This window comes from Lentzea sp., from assembly GCF_035525475.1.
Taxonomy (GTDB): Bacteria; Actinomycetota; Actinomycetes; order Mycobacteriales; family Pseudonocardiaceae; genus Lentzea.
The window spans coordinates 1-17196 of sequence record NZ_DATLEC010000109.1 but is presented as its reverse complement, the minus strand read 5'-3'; the positions used below and the strand labels follow the sequence as shown (position 1 = coordinate 17196).

Annotated in this window: 10 protein-coding genes; 9 read left to right on the top strand and 1 reads right to left on the bottom strand. The window is 70.2% G+C overall.

Features of this window, described 5'->3' with window-relative positions; all coding sequences use genetic code 11:
• Positions 1-1176: a histidinol-phosphate transaminase gene (locus VM306_RS19350; protein ID WP_325516888.1), complete on the bottom strand. Its 1176-nt coding sequence runs from the start codon at positions 1174-1176 to the stop codon at positions 1-3.
• A 465-nt stretch (positions 1177-1641) separates the two neighbouring features.
• Between VM306_RS19350 and VM306_RS19345 the strand changes: the two genes are divergently transcribed.
• From VM306_RS19345 to VM306_RS19305, 9 genes are all read left to right on the top strand, one after another.
• Positions 1642-5148, top strand: a complete 3507-nt coding sequence (locus VM306_RS19345) for an ATP-binding protein (protein ID WP_325516885.1) — start codon at positions 1642-1644, stop codon at positions 5146-5148.
• Between the two features lie 33 nt (positions 5149-5181).
• Positions 5182-8958 (top strand): DNA topoisomerase (ATP-hydrolyzing), encoded by a 3777-nt coding sequence (locus VM306_RS19340; protein ID WP_325516882.1) that lies wholly within the window; start codon positions 5182-5184, stop codon positions 8956-8958.
• A gap of 57 nt (positions 8959-9015) precedes the next feature.
• A complete protein-coding gene (locus tag VM306_RS19335) occupies positions 9016-9423 on the top strand; it encodes an MmcQ/YjbR family DNA-binding protein (RefSeq protein WP_325516877.1) in 408 nt (135 codons plus the stop codon).
• Positions 9424-9482: 59 nt separating this feature from the next.
• On the top strand, positions 9483-9938 hold the full coding sequence (locus tag VM306_RS19330; protein WP_325516874.1) for a VOC family protein: 456 nt from the start codon (positions 9483-9485) through the stop codon (positions 9936-9938).
• The gene (locus VM306_RS19325; protein ID WP_325516870.1) at positions 9935-10057 is read left to right on the top strand and encodes a hypothetical protein; all 123 of its coding nucleotides are present in this window, start codon (positions 9935-9937) and stop codon (positions 10055-10057) included. The genes VM306_RS19330 and VM306_RS19325 overlap by 4 nt, the downstream gene beginning before the upstream one ends.
• Positions 10058-10366: 309 nt before the next feature.
• Positions 10367-11551 carry a hypothetical protein gene (locus VM306_RS19320; protein ID WP_325516868.1) on the top strand — a complete coding sequence of 395 codons (1185 nt, stop codon included), beginning with the start codon at positions 10367-10369 and terminating at the stop codon, positions 11549-11551.
• A complete protein-coding gene (locus VM306_RS19315; RefSeq protein ID WP_325516866.1) occupies positions 11548-13686 on the top strand; it encodes a tetratricopeptide repeat protein in 2139 nt (712 codons plus the stop codon). The genes VM306_RS19320 and VM306_RS19315 overlap by 4 nt, the downstream gene beginning before the upstream one ends.
• Positions 13683-14168, top strand: coding sequence for a flavin reductase family protein (locus tag VM306_RS19310; protein ID WP_325516864.1), 486 nt, complete (start codon positions 13683-13685; stop codon positions 14166-14168). Before VM306_RS19315 ends, VM306_RS19310 begins: the two co-directional genes overlap by 4 nt.
• Before the next feature lie 92 nt (positions 14169-14260).
• Positions 14261-17017, top strand: coding sequence for an AfsR/SARP family transcriptional regulator (locus tag VM306_RS19305; protein WP_325516861.1), 2757 nt, complete (start codon positions 14261-14263; stop codon positions 17015-17017).
• Positions 17018-17196 lie beyond the last annotated feature (179 nt).

The following is a 17196-nucleotide window of genomic DNA, read 5'->3' as shown; positions in this document are numbered from 1 at the left end:
TCACGCGCTGTGCATGAGTAGCGACGGTTCGCTGGAATGGCTCGAGTGGCTTGCGTGGTCTGTCGTCCACCTCGCTTGGGTGAAGTCCCGGATCCCTTCGACGAGCCGGCCGACGTCGTGCTCGGGCCGCACCACCAGGCGCGCGAAGCGGCTGCTCATGCCGAGCTTGTTGCCGCACTCGCGGATGAAGACCTGGTGACGGGACAGCAGGTGGTCGCGCAGCTCGCGACCGTCCACGCCGTTGCCGAGCTTGACCAGCAGGAAGTTGGCCTGGGAGGAGTACACGGTCAGATCGGGGATGCGCGAGAGCTCCACGCCCATCCGGTAGCGGTCGCGGGACAGCAGCCGCAGGCTCTCGGCGTACTCGCCCTCGTGCTCGGCCAGCATGAACACGACGGACTCGGCGAGGGAGTTGAGGTTCCACTTCGGCAGCGTCTGGCGCATCTTGCCGGCGAGACCGGGGTTCGCGACCAGGTAGCCGAAGCGGATGCCGTGCAGGCCGAAGTTCTTGCCGAGGCTCTTCAGCACGACCACGTTGGGACGGATGGACGCCTCCGCCGCGACCGACGGCATCCGCTCGACCTCGACGAAGTCGATGAACGACTCGTCGATCACGATCAGGTCGAGGTCGGCGAGCTCGTCCATGAACCGGATGATCTCCCTGCGCGGCAGGTACCCGCCGTCGGGGTTGTTCGGGTTGCAGATGACGGCGACCTTGCTGCCGCGCGTGCGGATGAACTTGATGTACTCGTCGACGTCGAGCTCGAAGTTGGAGCTCTCCTGGAGCAGGAACATGTCGACGCGCTTGTTGCTCTCCATCGGCTGGTCGGTCCAGCGGCCGAAGGTGGGGATCGGGATCGCGACGCTCTCGTGGATCCACATGTGGTCCATCCACGTGATGAGCTCGGTGCTGCCGTTCGACATGGCGATCGTGGCCGGGTTGAGCCCGAGGACCGTGCTGAGCTGCTGCGCGATCTTCGCCGCGTCGCTCGGGTAGAACTTCAGCACCGCTTCCAGGTTCTTCGACAGCTCGTCGAACATCTCCGCGGTCGGGAAGTACGGGTTGCACGGGATGCAGAAGTCGACGAGATCGCCGGCGCCGGTCCTCGAGAGCTCGAAGTAGGACGGGCTGTGCGCGGTCTGCTGGAAAAGGCCCGAGTCCACACCATGGCGCACGCGATCACTCCGTCCCTCGGTCCGGTTCCGACACCGGGGCATACGTGCCGTTGTTCATCCCGGTTCACGGGTCGGTGTCGGAGAGGTCTCGGAACGGTCTCGCGCGCAACCTCGGCCACCCCCGCCACCGACCAGGCCACAACGACCCCATCCGTCCACATCGGACGATCGAAAGACCCTGCTCCGGCGGTCCGGTTGACCCCGCACGTGTCCGGGTACCCGCCCTCCGGGCCCACTCGGGCGCGTGACGTTCGCCAACCGTCTCATCCGCCGTGTCGTTTGGGATGAATCCAGCTGCTTTCGCAGGTCAACGGCCCTCTGTCGGTCACGGGACCAGGGCGATGAGGACCAGGTGGGGCGAAGTCCCGGGCGGTTTCCACTCCCGTGACGGACGTCCTGCGAAAAATTGTCAGTGCAGGCGGATACCCTGCTGGCAGTCCGCACACGATCCAGGGAGCAGTACCCGTGACCGCAGAGACCCTGTACGGGGCCGACGACCTCACTCACCTCGAGGGTCTGGAGGCCGTCCGCAAACGGCCCGGCATGTACATCGGGTCCACCGACAGCCGGGGCATCAACCACCTCTTCAGCGAGATCGTCGACAACTCGACCGACGAGGGCGTGGCAGGACACGCCACGAAGATCGTGGTCACGCTGCACGCGGACGGCAGCGTCCAGGTCGACGACGACGGCCGCGGCATCCCGACCGACGTGCACGCGAAGTCCGGTCTGTCCGGTGTGGAGCTGGTCCTCACCAGGCTGCACGCCGGCGGCAAGTTCGGCGGCTCCGGCTACAAGACCTCCGGCGGCCTGCACGGCGTCGGCGCCTCCGCCGTGAACGCGCTCTCGCACCGCTTCGACGTGACGGTCCGCCGCGCCGGCAAGGCGCACGAGATGTCGTTCGCCCACGGCGTTCCCGGCGTGTTCGACGGCCCCGGCCCGAAGGCCAGGTTCACCCGCCAGGGCGGCCTGAACGTCGTCGGCAAGATGAAGCGCAACGAGCCGACCGGCACGTCGATCCGCTACTGGTACGACGCCCGCTACTTCGAGAACAACGCCGCGCTCGACGTCGAGTTCGTGCGCACGAAGCTGCGCAACACGGCGTTCCTGGTGCCGGGCGTCACCTACGTCCTCCGCTCGGCCCTGGAAGAGACGATCTCCGAAGAGGTCTTCCACTACCCCAACGGCCTCACCGACATGGTCGACTTCCTGGCGCCCACCGGCGACCGCGCGGTCTCCGGCACGCTGGTGATCACCGGCTCCGGCACCTACTTCGAGAACGCCGCCGACGAGAACGGCGTGATGCGGTCCAAAGTGGAGCGTCAGGCCGAGGTCGAGGTGGCGCTGCGCTGGGGCACGGGCTACGAACGCACGGTCGAGTGCTTCACCAACACCATCCGCAACGTGCACGGCGGCACCCACCGCCGCGGCTTCGACCGCGCCGTGCTGAAGTCCGTGCAGGACGCCATCTCCAAGACCCGAGGGCTCCTGAAGCCCAAGGAGGAGATGCCCACGCTGGACGACGTGCTGGAGGGCATGACCGCCGTCATCCACGTCCGCCTCCCCGAACCCCAGTTCACCTCGCAGACCAAGGACGAACTGTCCACCGCCGGCATCACCAAGGTGCTGCAGGGCATCGTCGACCGGCAGGTCCGCGCGTGGACCGAGGACCGCAAGACCAAGCTCGAGGCGAAGACCGTCCTGCAGAAGGTCGTCGACGCCTCGCGCGTCCGGCTGACCCAGAAGCAGCAGAAGGACGCGGCGCGCCGCAAGACGGCGCTCGAGGGCGCGGCGATGCCGGCGAAGCTGGTCGACTGCCGGACCACGGGTGTGTCGCGGTCCGAGCTTTTTCTCGTGGAAGGCGACTCCGCCCTCGGGTGTTTTGTTGGAGAAACGCAGGTCGCGCTGGCCTCGGGCAGGTCGATGTCGTTCTCCGACCTCGTTCAGGACTGGCAGCGCGGAGTTACCCACCTCGGCTACGCCACGAACAAGGCCGGCCGGGTCGTCGTCGTTCCGCTGGCCGAGCCGCGGCTGACGAAGAAGGCCGCGCAGCTGGTTCGCGTCACCCTGGACAACGGCGAGTCGGTGCGCTGCACGCCGGACCACCTGTTCCGGCTGCGGGACGGCTCGTACCGCCGCGCGGACGCCCTGCGACCCGGCGACTCGCTGATGCCGCTGTACCGCTCCGTGTCCTCCAAAGCCGAAGGCCACAAGCTCGACGGCTACGAGCGGGTCTGGATGAACGACCGGCAGGAGTGGGTTTACACCCACTACCTGGCCGACGCGTACAACCTCCGCCACGGCCTCGACGACGCGGCCGACGGCAACGTCCGCCACCACGTCGACGTCGACAAGCGGAACAACGACCCGCGCAACATCAAGCGGATGACGTGGGAAGGCCACGCAGCACTGCACGCCGCGATGATGGGCGAGCACGTGCACGAGGGCTACCGGGCCTGGCTCGCCTCCGGCGGCATCGAGTTCAAGTCCGCGATGCTGTCCGAGCAGTGGAGGAACCCGGAGTTCCGCGCCTCCTGCCTCGCCCGTCTCGCCGAGCGCAACCAGGACCCGGAGTTCCGCGCTCGCGTCGAGCAGGGCTTCCAGGACTGGTACGCGGCGCTGAGCGCGGACGAGAAGGCCGCGTACGCCGAGCGCATGCGCGCGATGCAGGCCGAGTACTGGGCCGAGCCCGAACACCGCGTGGCAGCCGCCGACCGCGTCCGCGCCTACTTCGCCCAGCCCGGCAAGCGCGAGGAGTGGCGTGAGCGCTCCCTGGCCCAGTGGCAGGACGAAGAACTGATCGCCTGGCGGTCTCGCACCACCACCGACCAGTTCTCCGACCCGGCGGAACGCAGGCGCCAGCGCGCCGCGGTCGTCGCCTGGCACGAGAACAACCCGGAGTTCGGTCGCGAGCACTCGGCTCGGATGAAGCAGCGCATGGCCGACGCTTCGACCGGCCACCTCGAGAAGGTCCAGGAAGGCCGTCGCCGGTACGTGGAATCGACTCCACGCGCTGAGCGGGTCGCCAAGCAGGTCGAAGGCCGCCGGATCGCCGCGTTGAAGCGGATGGCGCCGATGCTGGACACGCCGTCGAACTTCGAGATGGCGTTGTCCTACGAGCTCGACCGCCGGGAGAACGCGAAGACCGGTCTGAAGTTCCTGAACGTCCTCGCACACTACGACGACGACTTCGCCCGCCTGCGGGAAGCGGCATCGATGGTGAACCACTCCGTCGCCTCCGTCGAGGCGTTGCCGGAGCGAGAGGACGTCTACGACCTGACCGTGGACGGCTACCACAACTTCGCTCTCGAAGCCGGGGTGTTCGTCCACAACAGCGCCCGCATGGCACGCGTCTCCGAGTACCAGGCGCTGCTCCCCTTGCGCGGCAAGATCCTCAACGTCCAGAAGGCCTCGCTCGCCGACACGCTGCGCAACGCCGAGATCGCCTCCATCGTCCAGGTCCTGGGGGCCGGCACCGGCCGCACGTTCGACATCTCCCAGATGCGTTACGGCCGCGTGATCCTGATGGCCGACGCGGACGTCGACGGCAGCCACATCCGGACGTTGCTGATCACGCTGTTCGCCAAGTACATGCGCCCGGTGATCGAGGACGGCCGGCTCTACGCCGCCATGCCCCCGTTGCACAAGGTGATGACGCGCGGCCGCAACCCCGAGACGCACTTCACCTTCACGCAGCGGCAGATGGAGCAGAAGGTCGCGCAGCTGGAGAAGGCGGGCAAGTCGGTCGTCACGCCGGTGCCGCGGTTCAAGGGCCTGGGCGAGATGGACGCCGACGAGCTGTGGGACACCACGATGAACCCGGCCAGCCGCAGCGTCCGCCGCATCACGATGGACGACGCCGAGGCCGCAGAGGAAGCCCTCGAACTGCTGATGGGCGAGAAGGTCGAGCCGCGCCGCAACTGGCTCGTCGAGTCCGCCGCACGGGTCGACCAGTCGGCCATCGACCTCTAAGCCTTCTCGAGAAACAGACGGAGTTACGAAGTCATGGCACGCCGCAAGGGACCCACGACCAAGGTCGACCCCGCCGCGTTCGACCGGGCCGGCGCCAAGGTGCTCGACAACTCGCTGAAGACGGAGATCGAGGACTCGTACCTGGAGTACGCGTACTCGGTCATCCACTCGCGGGCTCTGCCGGACGCGCGGGACGGCCTCAAGCCGGTGCACCGCCGCATCTTGTTCTCGATGCACGAGAACGGCTATCGGCCGAACCACGCGTACGTGAAGTCGTCGCGCGTAGTGGGCGACTGCTTCGTGCGAGGTGCGCTCGTCTCGACGCCGGACGGGCTGAGGCCGATCGAGCAGATCGAGATCGGTGATCTCGTGCTCGACGGCCACGGCACGGCTGTGCCGGTCAGCGAGGTGTACGAGAACCCGGTCTCCGAGCTCGTGCGCATCACCTGGTCCAACGGCCGCACGATGCTGGTCACGCCTGGTCAGAGGTTCCGGACCGTCGAGCCCGACCTGTCGATCGGCTGGACTCCGGCGACGGAGCTGGCCGGCCGGCAGACGATCGCCTACGGCGCGAGCCGGCAGGCCGGGCTGGCGTCGGACGCCGGTGACGTCGGTGCCTACGTGCAGGGCCTCGTCGTCGCCGAGGGCTTCGCCGTCGACAGGAAGCGTGCCGCTGACGGCCGGGTGCGCATCCACATGGTCGACACCGAGCCGCTCGACGTCGCACACGGCTGGGCGATCCTCAACGGGGTCGACGTCACGCGTGGCAAGCGCGTCGCGAAGAACCCGAAGCACAAGGACCAGCACATCCTCACCTTCGCGCGCCACGACGCGTTGCTGGAGGCGGGAACGCCGCTCAGCGCCCGGAAGGCCGTGCCGCCGAGCGTGCTGGCGGACCGTTCCGCGTGGGCGCCGTTCCTCGCGGGGTTCTTCGACGGCGACGGGTACGTGCGCAAGCAGAACCGGGAGATCGTGCTGGTCAGCACGAGTCGGACGTTGATCGGCCAGTTGCACGGCATGCTCGCCGACGCCGGTGTACACGGTCACCACTGGTCGCGCGTCAGCACCACCGGGCACAAGACGCTGCTGGGGCTGTCGATCTCCGGCCGTGACGCCGCGGCTCTGGCTCTGGCGCTGCTGCCGTGGACGAAGATCGGCTACAAGCAGGATGGTCTGCGTCAGATCCTGTCCATCGCCTACCGCTACGGCGGCAAGCAGGGCAACGACAGGCTGCCGAGCGCACGGGTGATGGCGGAGTTCTCGGCCGCGCACCAGGGCGGCGGCTGGTTCCGCGACACCGACGGCACGGCGTTCCGCGCGTCGCTGGGCGTCGACGTCCGCTACGGCAAGGATCGGCACGGCACGGCACTCGCCGACCGTTCTTTCCCGCTCGGGCGAGCCCGCGAGAACGGATGGGTCGAGAAGCTGCGCCGGATCGGGTCGCCGCTCGCCACGCGCCTCGAAGAACTGTCCGGCTTCAGCTTCCTCGAGGTGGCGTCGGTCGAACCGGTCGCGCCGGACACGACCTATGACATCCAGGTCGCCACCGATGAGCACGCGTTTGTCGTCGACGGCCAGATCGTGCACAACTGCATGGGCAAGTACCACCCTCACGGTGACACGGCGATCTACGACGCGTTGGTCCGCCTCGCGCAGGACTTCAGTCTCAACGAGCCGTTGATCGACGGGCACGGCAACTTCGGAAGCCCAGATGACGGACCGGCCGCATCGCGCTACACCGAGTGCCGCATGTCGCCGACCGCCATGCAGCTGGTCGGCGAGCTCAACGAGGACACGGTCGACTTCCGGCCGAACTACGACGGCTCGCTCGAAGAGCCGACCGTGCTCCCGGCCGCGTTCCCGAACCTGCTGGTCAACGGCACGTCCGGCATCGCGGTCGGCATGGCCACGAACATGATCCCGCACAACCTCCGCGAGATCGTGGGCGCGGCGAGGTGGCTCATCACGCACCCGACCGCCGACCTCGACAGGCTCATGGAGTTCGTGCCGGGGCCCGACCTGCCGACCGGCGGCATCCTGCTGGGCCTCGACGAGGTTCGGAAGGCCTACGAGACCGGTCGCGGTGTCGTGCGCATGCGCGCCAAGGTCGAGATCGGGCCGCTGGAGGGTTCCCGCGGCCGGCAGGCCATCACCGTCACCGAACTGCCGTACGGGGTGGGGTCCGAGCGGATCGTCGAGAAGATCACCGACGAGGTCAACAAGTCCAAGCGGCTCACGGGCATCGCGGACGTCAAGGACCTGACCGACCGCGAGAACGGCATCCGGCTCGTCATCGAGTGCAAGGTCGGGGTGAACCCGCAGGCGTTGCTGGCGGACCTCTACCGGCTCACGCCGATGGAGCAGTCGTTCGGCATCAACAACCTGGTGCTGGTCGACGGCCAGCCGCAGACGCTCGGCCTCAAGCAGCTGCTGGAGGTCTTCCTGCGGCACCGGTACGAGGTCGTCACGCGGCGCACGAAGTTCCGGCGCCGCAAGCGCGAGGAGCGGTTGCACCTGGTCGAGGGTCTGCTCAGGGCCCTGCTCGACATCGACAAGGTCATCAAGCTGATCCGGGGCAGCGAGAACGCCGCTGCCGCCAAGGACGGCCTGATGAAGCAGTTCACGCTGTCGGAGATCCAGTCGTCCTACATCCTCGACACGCCGCTGCGCCGTCTCACCCGGTACGACAAGCTCGAACTCGAGGGCGAGCAGGACAAGCTGACGAAGGAGATCGCCGAGCTGTCGGCGATCCTGGACGACGAGAGCGTGCTCAAGAAGCTCGTGTCGTCCGAGCTGGCCGCCGTCGCGAAGGAGCTCGGTGGTGAGCGCCGGACCAGCCTGATCGACGGCGACCTCAAGGAGGTGCTGGCGGCGTCGAAGCCCGCGGGCCCGCTGGAGGTCGCGGACGACCCGTGCCAGGTCATCCTCAGCGCCACCGGTCTCGTCGCGCGCACCGCGGCCGAGTCGGAGGAGGCGTCGGAGGGCAAGCGCCGGGCGGGGCGGGTGAAGCACGACGCGGTGTCCGCGGTGGTGCACTCCACCGCGCGCGGTCAGGTCGTGCTGATCACGAACAAGGGGCGCGCGTTCAAGACGGACGTGCTGCCGTTGCCCGTGCTGCCCGAACAGAGCGGGACCGTCAGCCTCAGGGGCGGTATGGCGGCCAGTGAGCTGGTGCCGCTGGAGAAGGGTGAGAAGGTCGTCGGCATCGCGCCGCTCGACCCGAAGGACTCACCCGGCCTCGCCCTGGGCACGAAGCTGGGCACCGTGAAGGTCTGCGTGCCCGAGTGGCCGGTGCGCTCGGACGAGTTCGAGGTCATCTCGCTCAAGGACGGCGACGAGGTCGTCGGCTGCACCTGGCTCACCGACGGCAGCGAGACGCTGGCGTTCATCAGCTCCGACTCGTCGTTGCTGCGCTACGACGCGAAGCTCGTCCGCCCGCAGGGCCTCAAGGGCGGCGGCATGGCCGGCATCAACCTGAGCGGTGACGCGCACGTGGTGTTCTTCGGGGCGATCCGCACGGACGACGACGAGCACGGCGAGCCGATGGTCGTCACGTCGTCCGGCCAGAGCGTGAAGGTGACGCCGTTCAGCGAGTACCCGGCGAAGGGCCGTGCCACGGGTGGCGTGCGGTCGCAGCGGTTCCTGAAGGGCGAGACGCACCTGGTGGTGGCGTGGATCGGGTCGCGCCCGGCCGGTGCGGACGACAAGGGCTCGCCGGTCGAGCTGCCGGAGATCGACCCGCGCCGCGACGGCTCCGGTCACGCCCACCCCGGCCCGAACGTGATCGGGCACCTGGTCGAGAGGAACTGAGGAACGCCGGGCCGATGAGGAGACCTCGCCGGCCCGGCGTCGTCGGCAGGGGGTGACATGACCGATCGCGCGGACGTGCCCGCCGAGGTGCTCGGCGAGCTGCGCGAGATCTGCGCCGGGCTTCCGGAAAGCCGTGAGGAAGCGGCGTGGGTGGGGACGCGGTGGCGCGTCCGCGACCGCACCTTCGTGCACGTCTTCACGGCGCACCCCGGCCAGGACGGTGCGTACAGCCGGGCGGCGGAGCTCACCGAGCCGACGGTGATCATGACCTTCCGCGCTCAGCCCGAGGAGTTCGACGCCCTGGTCGACGGCGGCGAGCCGTTCTTCCGCGCGGCGTGGGGACACGACGTCGTCGGGATGAGGGTGGGGCCTGACGTGGACTGGGCGGAGGTGGGGGAGCTGCTGGCCGAGAGCTACCGCAAGCTCGCCCCGGCGAAGCTGGCCAAGCTCGTCGGCAACCTCTGAGTTCCCTCAGGGAACTCAGGAGTGCTACGGTGCTCTCCGTAGAGCTGGGGAGGGGACCCGTGACGTTCGTCAAGCGCTTCGACCACGTCGGCATCACCGTCGCCGACCTCGACGGCGTGACGGCGTTCTTCGTCGCTCTCGGCCTCGAGGCCGGCGAGAAGATGGCCGTCGAAGGGGAGTTCCTGGACACCGTGATCGGCATGACCGGTGCCCGCACCGAGATCGTCATGCTGCACGCGCCCGGTGGCGGCACGACGCTGGAGCTGTCGAGCTTCACGCGGCCGGACCACCTGCCCGGTTCGCCCGCCGCGCCCGCCACCGAGCTCGGCCTGCGCAACGTCGCCTTCGAGGTGCGCGACCTGCAGGCCGCGGTCGGCCACGCCGCTGCCGCCGGCTACGGCCTGGTGGGCGGCATCGGCGAGTACGAGGGCGTGTGGCGGATGGCCTACGTTCGCGGGCCCGAGGGGATCATCGTCTCGCTGGCCGAACGCGTTGAGAACCAGGGGACCCCATGACCACGCTGGTCGAGGAGGCCGCTGAGATCATGGCGGCGGACCCGTGCGTGCGGGCCGGGACGATGCGCTGCGAGACGCTCCCGTGCCTCGGCTTCCCGGGAGACTTCCAGCCCGCCTGACCGAACCCACCAGGTCAGCCCGGTCGCACCTGCGGCCGGGCTGACCTCTTCGTGCCCTCATGAGCCTCCGACCCGGCTTGTCGGCCGACTGTCGACGGACTGTCGACGGCCCCTGGCAGCGTCATCGGTGTTGTCGAACCCGATGGAGGAGGACCCATGCAGAAGATGTCGATCCGCAAGGCCGGGACGATCCGCCTGACCAGCCCGAGCTACTACTGCCCGTGCTCGGCCAGCTGATCCCGTGACGGGGCCGGGGCCGGTCTGCGGATGGCGCGGCCGGCCCCGGCCCACCAGGAGAGGGGGTGCCACATGTCCGTTCGCCTGCACCGGCTCACGATGGTGGCGGAACGCGACGGTGTCATGGTCGGCCGCCCGGACACCGGTTCCTACGCGATGTTCCCGGAAGAGGGAGCGGAGACGCTGCGGTTGCTGGGGGCCGGGAGACCGGTGGACGAGGTCGCGGCCTGGTACGAGCGGACGTGCGGTACGCCGCTCGACTTCGACGACTTCTTCGAGGTCCTCGACGAGCTCGGGTTCCTCGTCGCCCAGGACGCGGAGGCGCCGGTCGGGGAACCGGTGCGGTGGCAGCGTGCGGGACGGTGGGCTTTTTCTTGGCCCGCTTGGGTTCTGTACGTCTCGCTGGTGGTGGCGGCGGTCGTCGCGATGGTGCGCGAACCGGCGCTTCGGCCTTCGTACGAGGCTTTTTTCTTCACCGACCACATCTCGTTGATCCCGATCGTGCTGACGTTCACGCAGATTCCTCTCGTGTTGCTGCACGAGTGGTTCCACGTGCTGGCCGGACGCCGACTCGGGTTGCCGTCCACGCTGGGCATCGGGCGCCGGTTGTACTACCTGGTCGCGGAGACGCGGCTGGACGCGTTGCTCAGCGTGCCGCGCCGGCAGCGTTATCTGCCGTTCCTGGCGGGGATGGTGCTCGACGCGGTTCTGGTGGCCGTGTTCACGCTGGCCGCCGCCCTGCTCAGCGGTGACGCGGTGCCGACGTGGGTGCCGGGGATGGCGCTCGCGATCGCGTTCAGCACGTTGCTGCGGCTGGTGTGGCAGTTCATGTTCTACCTGGAAACCGATCTCTACCACGTGATCGCGACGGCGTTGCGCTGCGCGGACCTCCAGAACGCCACGCGGTTCCTCGTCCGGTCGCGGGTGCGCCGGCTGCTGCGGCGGCCCGCCCCGGTGCCGGATGCCGAGTGGACGGACCGGGATCTCGTGGTGGCCCGCTGGTACGCGCCGCTGCTGGTGCTGGGGTACGGGTTCTCGCTGGGCAGTCTCGCCTGGGCCGGAATCCCCACCGTGTGGCGGTTCTGGTCGACGGTGTTCGAACGGCTCGCCGCCGCGGGCACGCCGGCCTCCGAAGTGGTCGACACGCTGATCTTCCTCGGCATGGCCCTCGCCCAGCTGGGCCTGCTGATCCACGTCACCGTGCGGGACCGGCGTGCCCGGGGTCGCACCAGGGCTACGCAAGGAGAGCTCTCATGACTTCATCGCAGGCCCGGCACGTCTGGGCGGTCACCTCGGACTCGGTGCCCCCGGCGCCCTCGCCGCACGTCACGACGACGTGTCATCGGCGGTTGCGCGGGCCGTACACCGGAGCGGGGGCGTTGCTGCGGCAGATCGTGCCGGAACTGCTGGCGCACAACGCCGATCTGGTGCTCCCGCGGGCCACGAACATCGTGGCGATCGCGCCGGAGCTCGCCGCCGCGCTGCCGTTGCCGGAGAAGACGCTGACCGAGGCGGCCGAGCCGGGGGAACGCACGCGGTTCTACTCGGCAGGACGGACCGAGCGTCTGGTGCACGGCGTCGCGGAGCTGCTGATGGACTGGGCGCGCGTGCGGCACCCGGACGGTGTCGTCGTCGCCTTCACGGACGTGGGCGAGGCCGACGAGACGGACCGCGAGCTGCTGCGGGTTCTGTTGCGGCGCTGCGATCCCCGTCAACTGACGGTCGTGGTCGAGCTCGACGATCCCGGTGACGACGAGGCGCTCGCGGACGCGCTGGCCGCGTACTCCCGCAGCGGTGCGCGGCGGGTCCGCGAGCCGGTGCTGGAGGGCGACCTGGCGCAGCTGCACATCGACTCGGACGGCGTTCTCGACGACGAAGCCGTTCTCCTGGCGTACGGGGAGCTGCCGGCGGACGAGCGAGCGCGCCGGCACGACGCACGGGCGCAAGTGCTTGCGGCGTCGGGAGAACCCAGCTTCGAGCTCGGAGCCGTGCCGTACCACCTCGAACGCGGCACGGACCCCGTCGCCGCGGGCGAGGCGTTGCTGGCGGCCACGACGCGGTGCCTGGAGCTGGGGTACTACCACGCCTCGATGGACCTGGCGCTGCGCGGACGGGAGCTGGTCTCCGCCGACGAACATCCCCACCTGTACTGGAACCTGACCACGAAGGTCGCCGCGTGCCTGTCCTACCTCGGGCCGGGGGAGGAGGCGGCGCGCTACCTCGCCGAGCTGCGGCACACTACCGATGCCGAGATGCACATGCGGTCGAGCTACATGACCGCGATGCTGCACACCCGCTACCTCCCGAAGGACGTCCAGGACCACGACCACGCGCTGGAGTGGTCGAACATCTCGATCGTCCTCGCCGACAACTACCCCAAGCCGGAACGGCGCACGTTCAACGGGGCGTTCATGCGCAACGGCCGGGCGTTGGTGGAACTGCACCGGGGCAACCTGCGGGGTGCGCTCGACCTGGTGAACGAGGCCATCGGGATGACCGACTCGCACCTCGGGCACGAGGAACAGCTCCTGCACCGCTCGGTGCTCACGCACAACCGGGCCCAGGTGCTGGCCGCGATGGGCGAGCACGCCGAGGCGTTGCTCGACTACGACGACGTGATCCGGCGGGACCCGAACTACGGCGAGTACTACTTCGACCGTGCCTCGGTCCGGCGCGCCGCGGGCCGTGAGGCGGAGGCGCTGGAGGACTACGCGGCGGCGATCCGGCTGAGTCCGCCGTTCCACGAGGCGCACTACAACCGCGCGGACCTGCTGCGCGAGCTCGGTGACGACGAGGGCGCGTTGCGGGATCTGGACTACGCGCTGGAGCTCGAACCGGACCACGTCGACTCGCTCGTCAACCGCGTGGACCTGGTGCTGGCGAACGGGGACGCGGAACGGGCGGCCGCCGAGGTCGAGCGCGGGCTCGCGCTCGACCCGCGCAACGCCCGGCTGCTCGCGGCACGTGGGAGCCTGCTCGCCGAGGCGGGGGAGAACGACGCGGCCTGGGCGGACTACTCCGCCGCGCTGGCGGAGGACCCGGCCCTGGTGGCGGCGTGGGCGAACCGCGCGGTGCTGGCGTTCACGACCGGCAGGCCCGACCAGGCGGTGGAGGACCTCACCGAGGCGATCCGGATCTCCGGCGACGGGCTGCTGCGCGCGAACCGGGCGATCGCCCTGCAGGAGCTGGGAAACCACCGCCAGGCCGTCAGGGACCTCGACGCCGCGCTCGCCGCCGGAGCCGACGACCCGGACCTGCTGTACCTGCGGGGAGTGAGCCGTCAGGCGGTCGGTGACGACGCCGGCGCCCGCGCGGACTGGGAGGCGCACCTCGCGGCCTACGGCGACGAGACCTCGCCTCACGCGGACCGGATCGCGGAGCGTGTCGCGTGACGGCCACCGCCCCGGAAGGGCTCTCGGTGGCACTGCACCAGCACGCCAAGGGCGTCGCCGTCATCACCGCGGGGCTGGAGACACCGGTGGGTTTCTGCGCCACGTCGATCGCGCCGGTGTCCCTCGTCCCGCCCGTCCTGTCGTTCGCCATCAGCACGGGATCGGCGTCGTGGGCGGTCATCGAGACCGCCGAGCACGTCGCGGTGAACCTGCTGGCGGACGACCAGGAGGACGTCGCCCGCGCGTTCAGCTGGCCGGGTGCGGAGAAGTTCGGCCCGCACACGCGGTGGTACCGCGACAGCGTGGGGTTGCCCGCTCTGCACGGGGTCCTCTCGCGGTGGCGGATCGCCCCGGTGGAACGGGTCCGGCTGGGCCGCCACGCCCTCGTCGTCGGTCTCGTGGTGGACGTGGAGCTCGGGGCCGCGGGCAAACGGCCGCTCGTCCACTACGACGGCGGATATGGTCGTCTCTCCCGTTCTTGAACCGCTTCCTGCCGATAGAGCGGGTCGTCGTACTGAGACAGCCGGGGGAGTCCCGCCGTATCCCGGTCACCGCACCCGGCTCTTCGACTTACGTGGAAGCCTTCGCCGCGCCACAGCCGCAGTTCCAGGTGCTGGGGCCGTTCGAGGTGCGCGTGCACGACGAGGTGCTCGACCTGGGCGGGCCGCGGATCAGGACGTTGCTCGCGGTGCTGACGGCGAACGCGGGCAGGGTGACGACCGTCGGCACGATGGTGGAGTCGTTGTGGGGCCCGCAGTTCCCGCCCGACGCGCACCGCACCGTGCGCAGCTACATCTCACGGCTGCGGCGCGCGCTCGCCGTCGACCGGCTGATCGTCACGCAGCCGGCGGGGTACGTGCTGCGGCTCGACCCGCACGTCGTCGACGCCCGGCGGTTCGAACGGCTCGTCGAGGCGGGACGGGACGCCCTGGCCGCGGGCAGGGCCGCGAACGCCGCCGAACAGCTGTCGCTCGCGCTGACGCTGTGGCGCGGCGAGGCATATGGCGAGTTTTCCGCGACGCCGGTGCTGCGGGCGGAGGCGGCACGGCTGGAGGGCCTGCGGCTCGGCGCCGTCGAGGACCGCGTCGACGCCGAGCTCGCGAACGGCGCGGGGGCGGCGCTGGTGGAGGAGCTCACCGCGCTGACCGACCGGCATCCCGGCAGGGAACGCCTGTGGGGCCAGCTGATGACCGCGTTGTACCGGGCGGGCAGGCAGGCCGAGGCGCTCGACGCGTTCCTGCGCGCCCGCGCGGTGCTCGTCGAGCGGTTCGGGCTCGACCCGTCACCGCGGCTGTCCGCGCTGCACCAGCAGGTGCTCGACAACGACGCCCGGCTGTTCGGCGTGCCCGTCGCCGCGACGGACGACCCCGCCCGCGACGATCTCCCCGGTGACATCCCGGACTTCGCCGGCCGCGGCACCGAGCTGGCCCTGCTGGCGACCGCGCGCGACACGGGACGGCACGCCGTAGTGATCGAGGCGATCGACGGCATGGCCGGTGTCGGCAAGACGACGCTGGCGGTCCACGCCGCGCACCGGTTCGCGGAGCACTACCACGACCGGCTGTTCATCGACCTGCACGGCCACGCGCCGAGCCAGCGGCCGGTGTCCCCGATGGCGGCGCTGGACGCGCTGCTGCGGGCACTGGGCGTGCCGGAGGAGAGGATCCCGCTGGAGCCGGACGCGCGAGCGGCGTTGTGGCGGGCGGAACTGGCCACGCGCTCGGTGCTCGTGGTGCTGGACAACGCCGCCGACGCGGCCCAGGTGCGCCCGCTGCTGCCCGGCACGTCGCGCAGCCTGACGTTGATCACGAGCCGGCGCCGCCTGGTCGACCTCGACGCCACGCAGGTCGTGTCGCTGGACGTGTTGCCGGAGACCGATGCGGTCGCCCTGTTCACGAGCGTCGCGGGCGGGGACGGCGAGGAGTGCTCGGTGCACGAGGTGGTCGCGCTGTGCGGGCACCTGCCGCTGGCGATCCGCATCGCCGCCGCACGGCTGCGCGCACGTCCCGCGTGGACGGTCGGGCACCTGGCGGACCGGTTGCGCCAGGCGCATTCCCCGATCACCGAGCTGGAGGCGGGTGACCGGAGCGTCGCGGCGGCGTTCGCCCTGTCCTACGAGCACCTCGACGAGCAGCGGCAACGGGTGTTCCGCCTGCTCGGCCTCCACCCCGGCCCCGACTTCGGCGCCCACGCCGCCGCGGCGCTCGCGGCCGTGGACCTCCCCGAGGCCGGACGGCTGCTGGAGAGCCTCGTCGACGACCACCTGCTGCAGGAACCCGCTCCCGGCCGGTACCGCTTCCACGACCTCGTCCGCCAGCACGCCCACGCCGTCGCGCTGGCGGACGAGCCGGAACCGCTGCGGCACAAGGCACTGCGGCGGGTCGTCGACTACTACCTGCACACCGCGCACAACGGCAGCAGGCTGCTCGACCAGCAGCACCCGCCGATCGCCCTCGAACCGGCGGACTGCGTCCCGCACCCGCTGCCCGACGGCGCCGCTGCGATGGCGTGGTTCGACGCCAACCACCACTGCGTCCTGGCGGCGCGCATCGCGGCCGAGGACGCGGGCTGGGACACGGTGGTCTGGCAGCTGGCTTGGTCGCTGGACAACTTCCACTACCGGCGCGGGCACCTGCACGACAACATCGCCTCCTGGCGGGTGGGACTGGTCGCCGCGGAACGGCTGGGCGACCTCGCCGTGCAGGCCCGCGCCCACCGGCGGCTCGGCCTGGTCTACGCGCCGCTGGGCCGCGACGCCGAGGCGTTGCTCCACCTGAGGCGGTCGCTGTCGTTGTCCGAGCAGGTCGGCGACACGCTCGGCCAGGCGGGCGCGCACATCGTGCTGGCGCTGGCGCTGACGTGGCGCAAGGACGACCACGGCGTGCTGGCGCACCTCACCGAGGCCAGGAACCTGTACCGGCGGACCGGGACGACGCGGTGGGAGATCCGGGCGCTGAGCATGATGGGCGCCTCGTACACGCGGCTCGGCCACCACACGCGCGCCCGTCGCTTCTGTGAGTCCGCGCTGGCGTTGTGCCTGCGGCACGACGACGTGTACGGCCAGGCGGACAGCATGGACGGACTCGGCGCGATAGCGGGCAACACCGGCGACCACGACCAGGCGCTGCGGCACTACACGCGCGCGTTGGGACTTTGGCGCGACCTCGACAACACCTACCGGCAGGCGGGGACCTTGGCCGCGCTCGGCGACACGCGCCGCGATCTCGGCGAGCTCGACACCGCCCGGCAGTGCTGGCAGGAGGCCATCGACCTCTACCGCGGGCAGAACCTCCACCAGGCCGCCGACCGCATCGCCCGCCGTTCGGGGTGAGCGCTCACTCGAACCTCGACGACCGCCCGGTAGCTCAGGCTAGCGGCGCACCGCGCGGCTCAGCAGGCCGGTCAGCTGGCGCAGCTCGTCCTCGCTCAGACCGCCCAGCGGGGTCTTCTCGAGGACCGCCCGGACGACCTCGTCGCGGACCTCGCGTCCCTTGGCGGTCAGGACCAGGA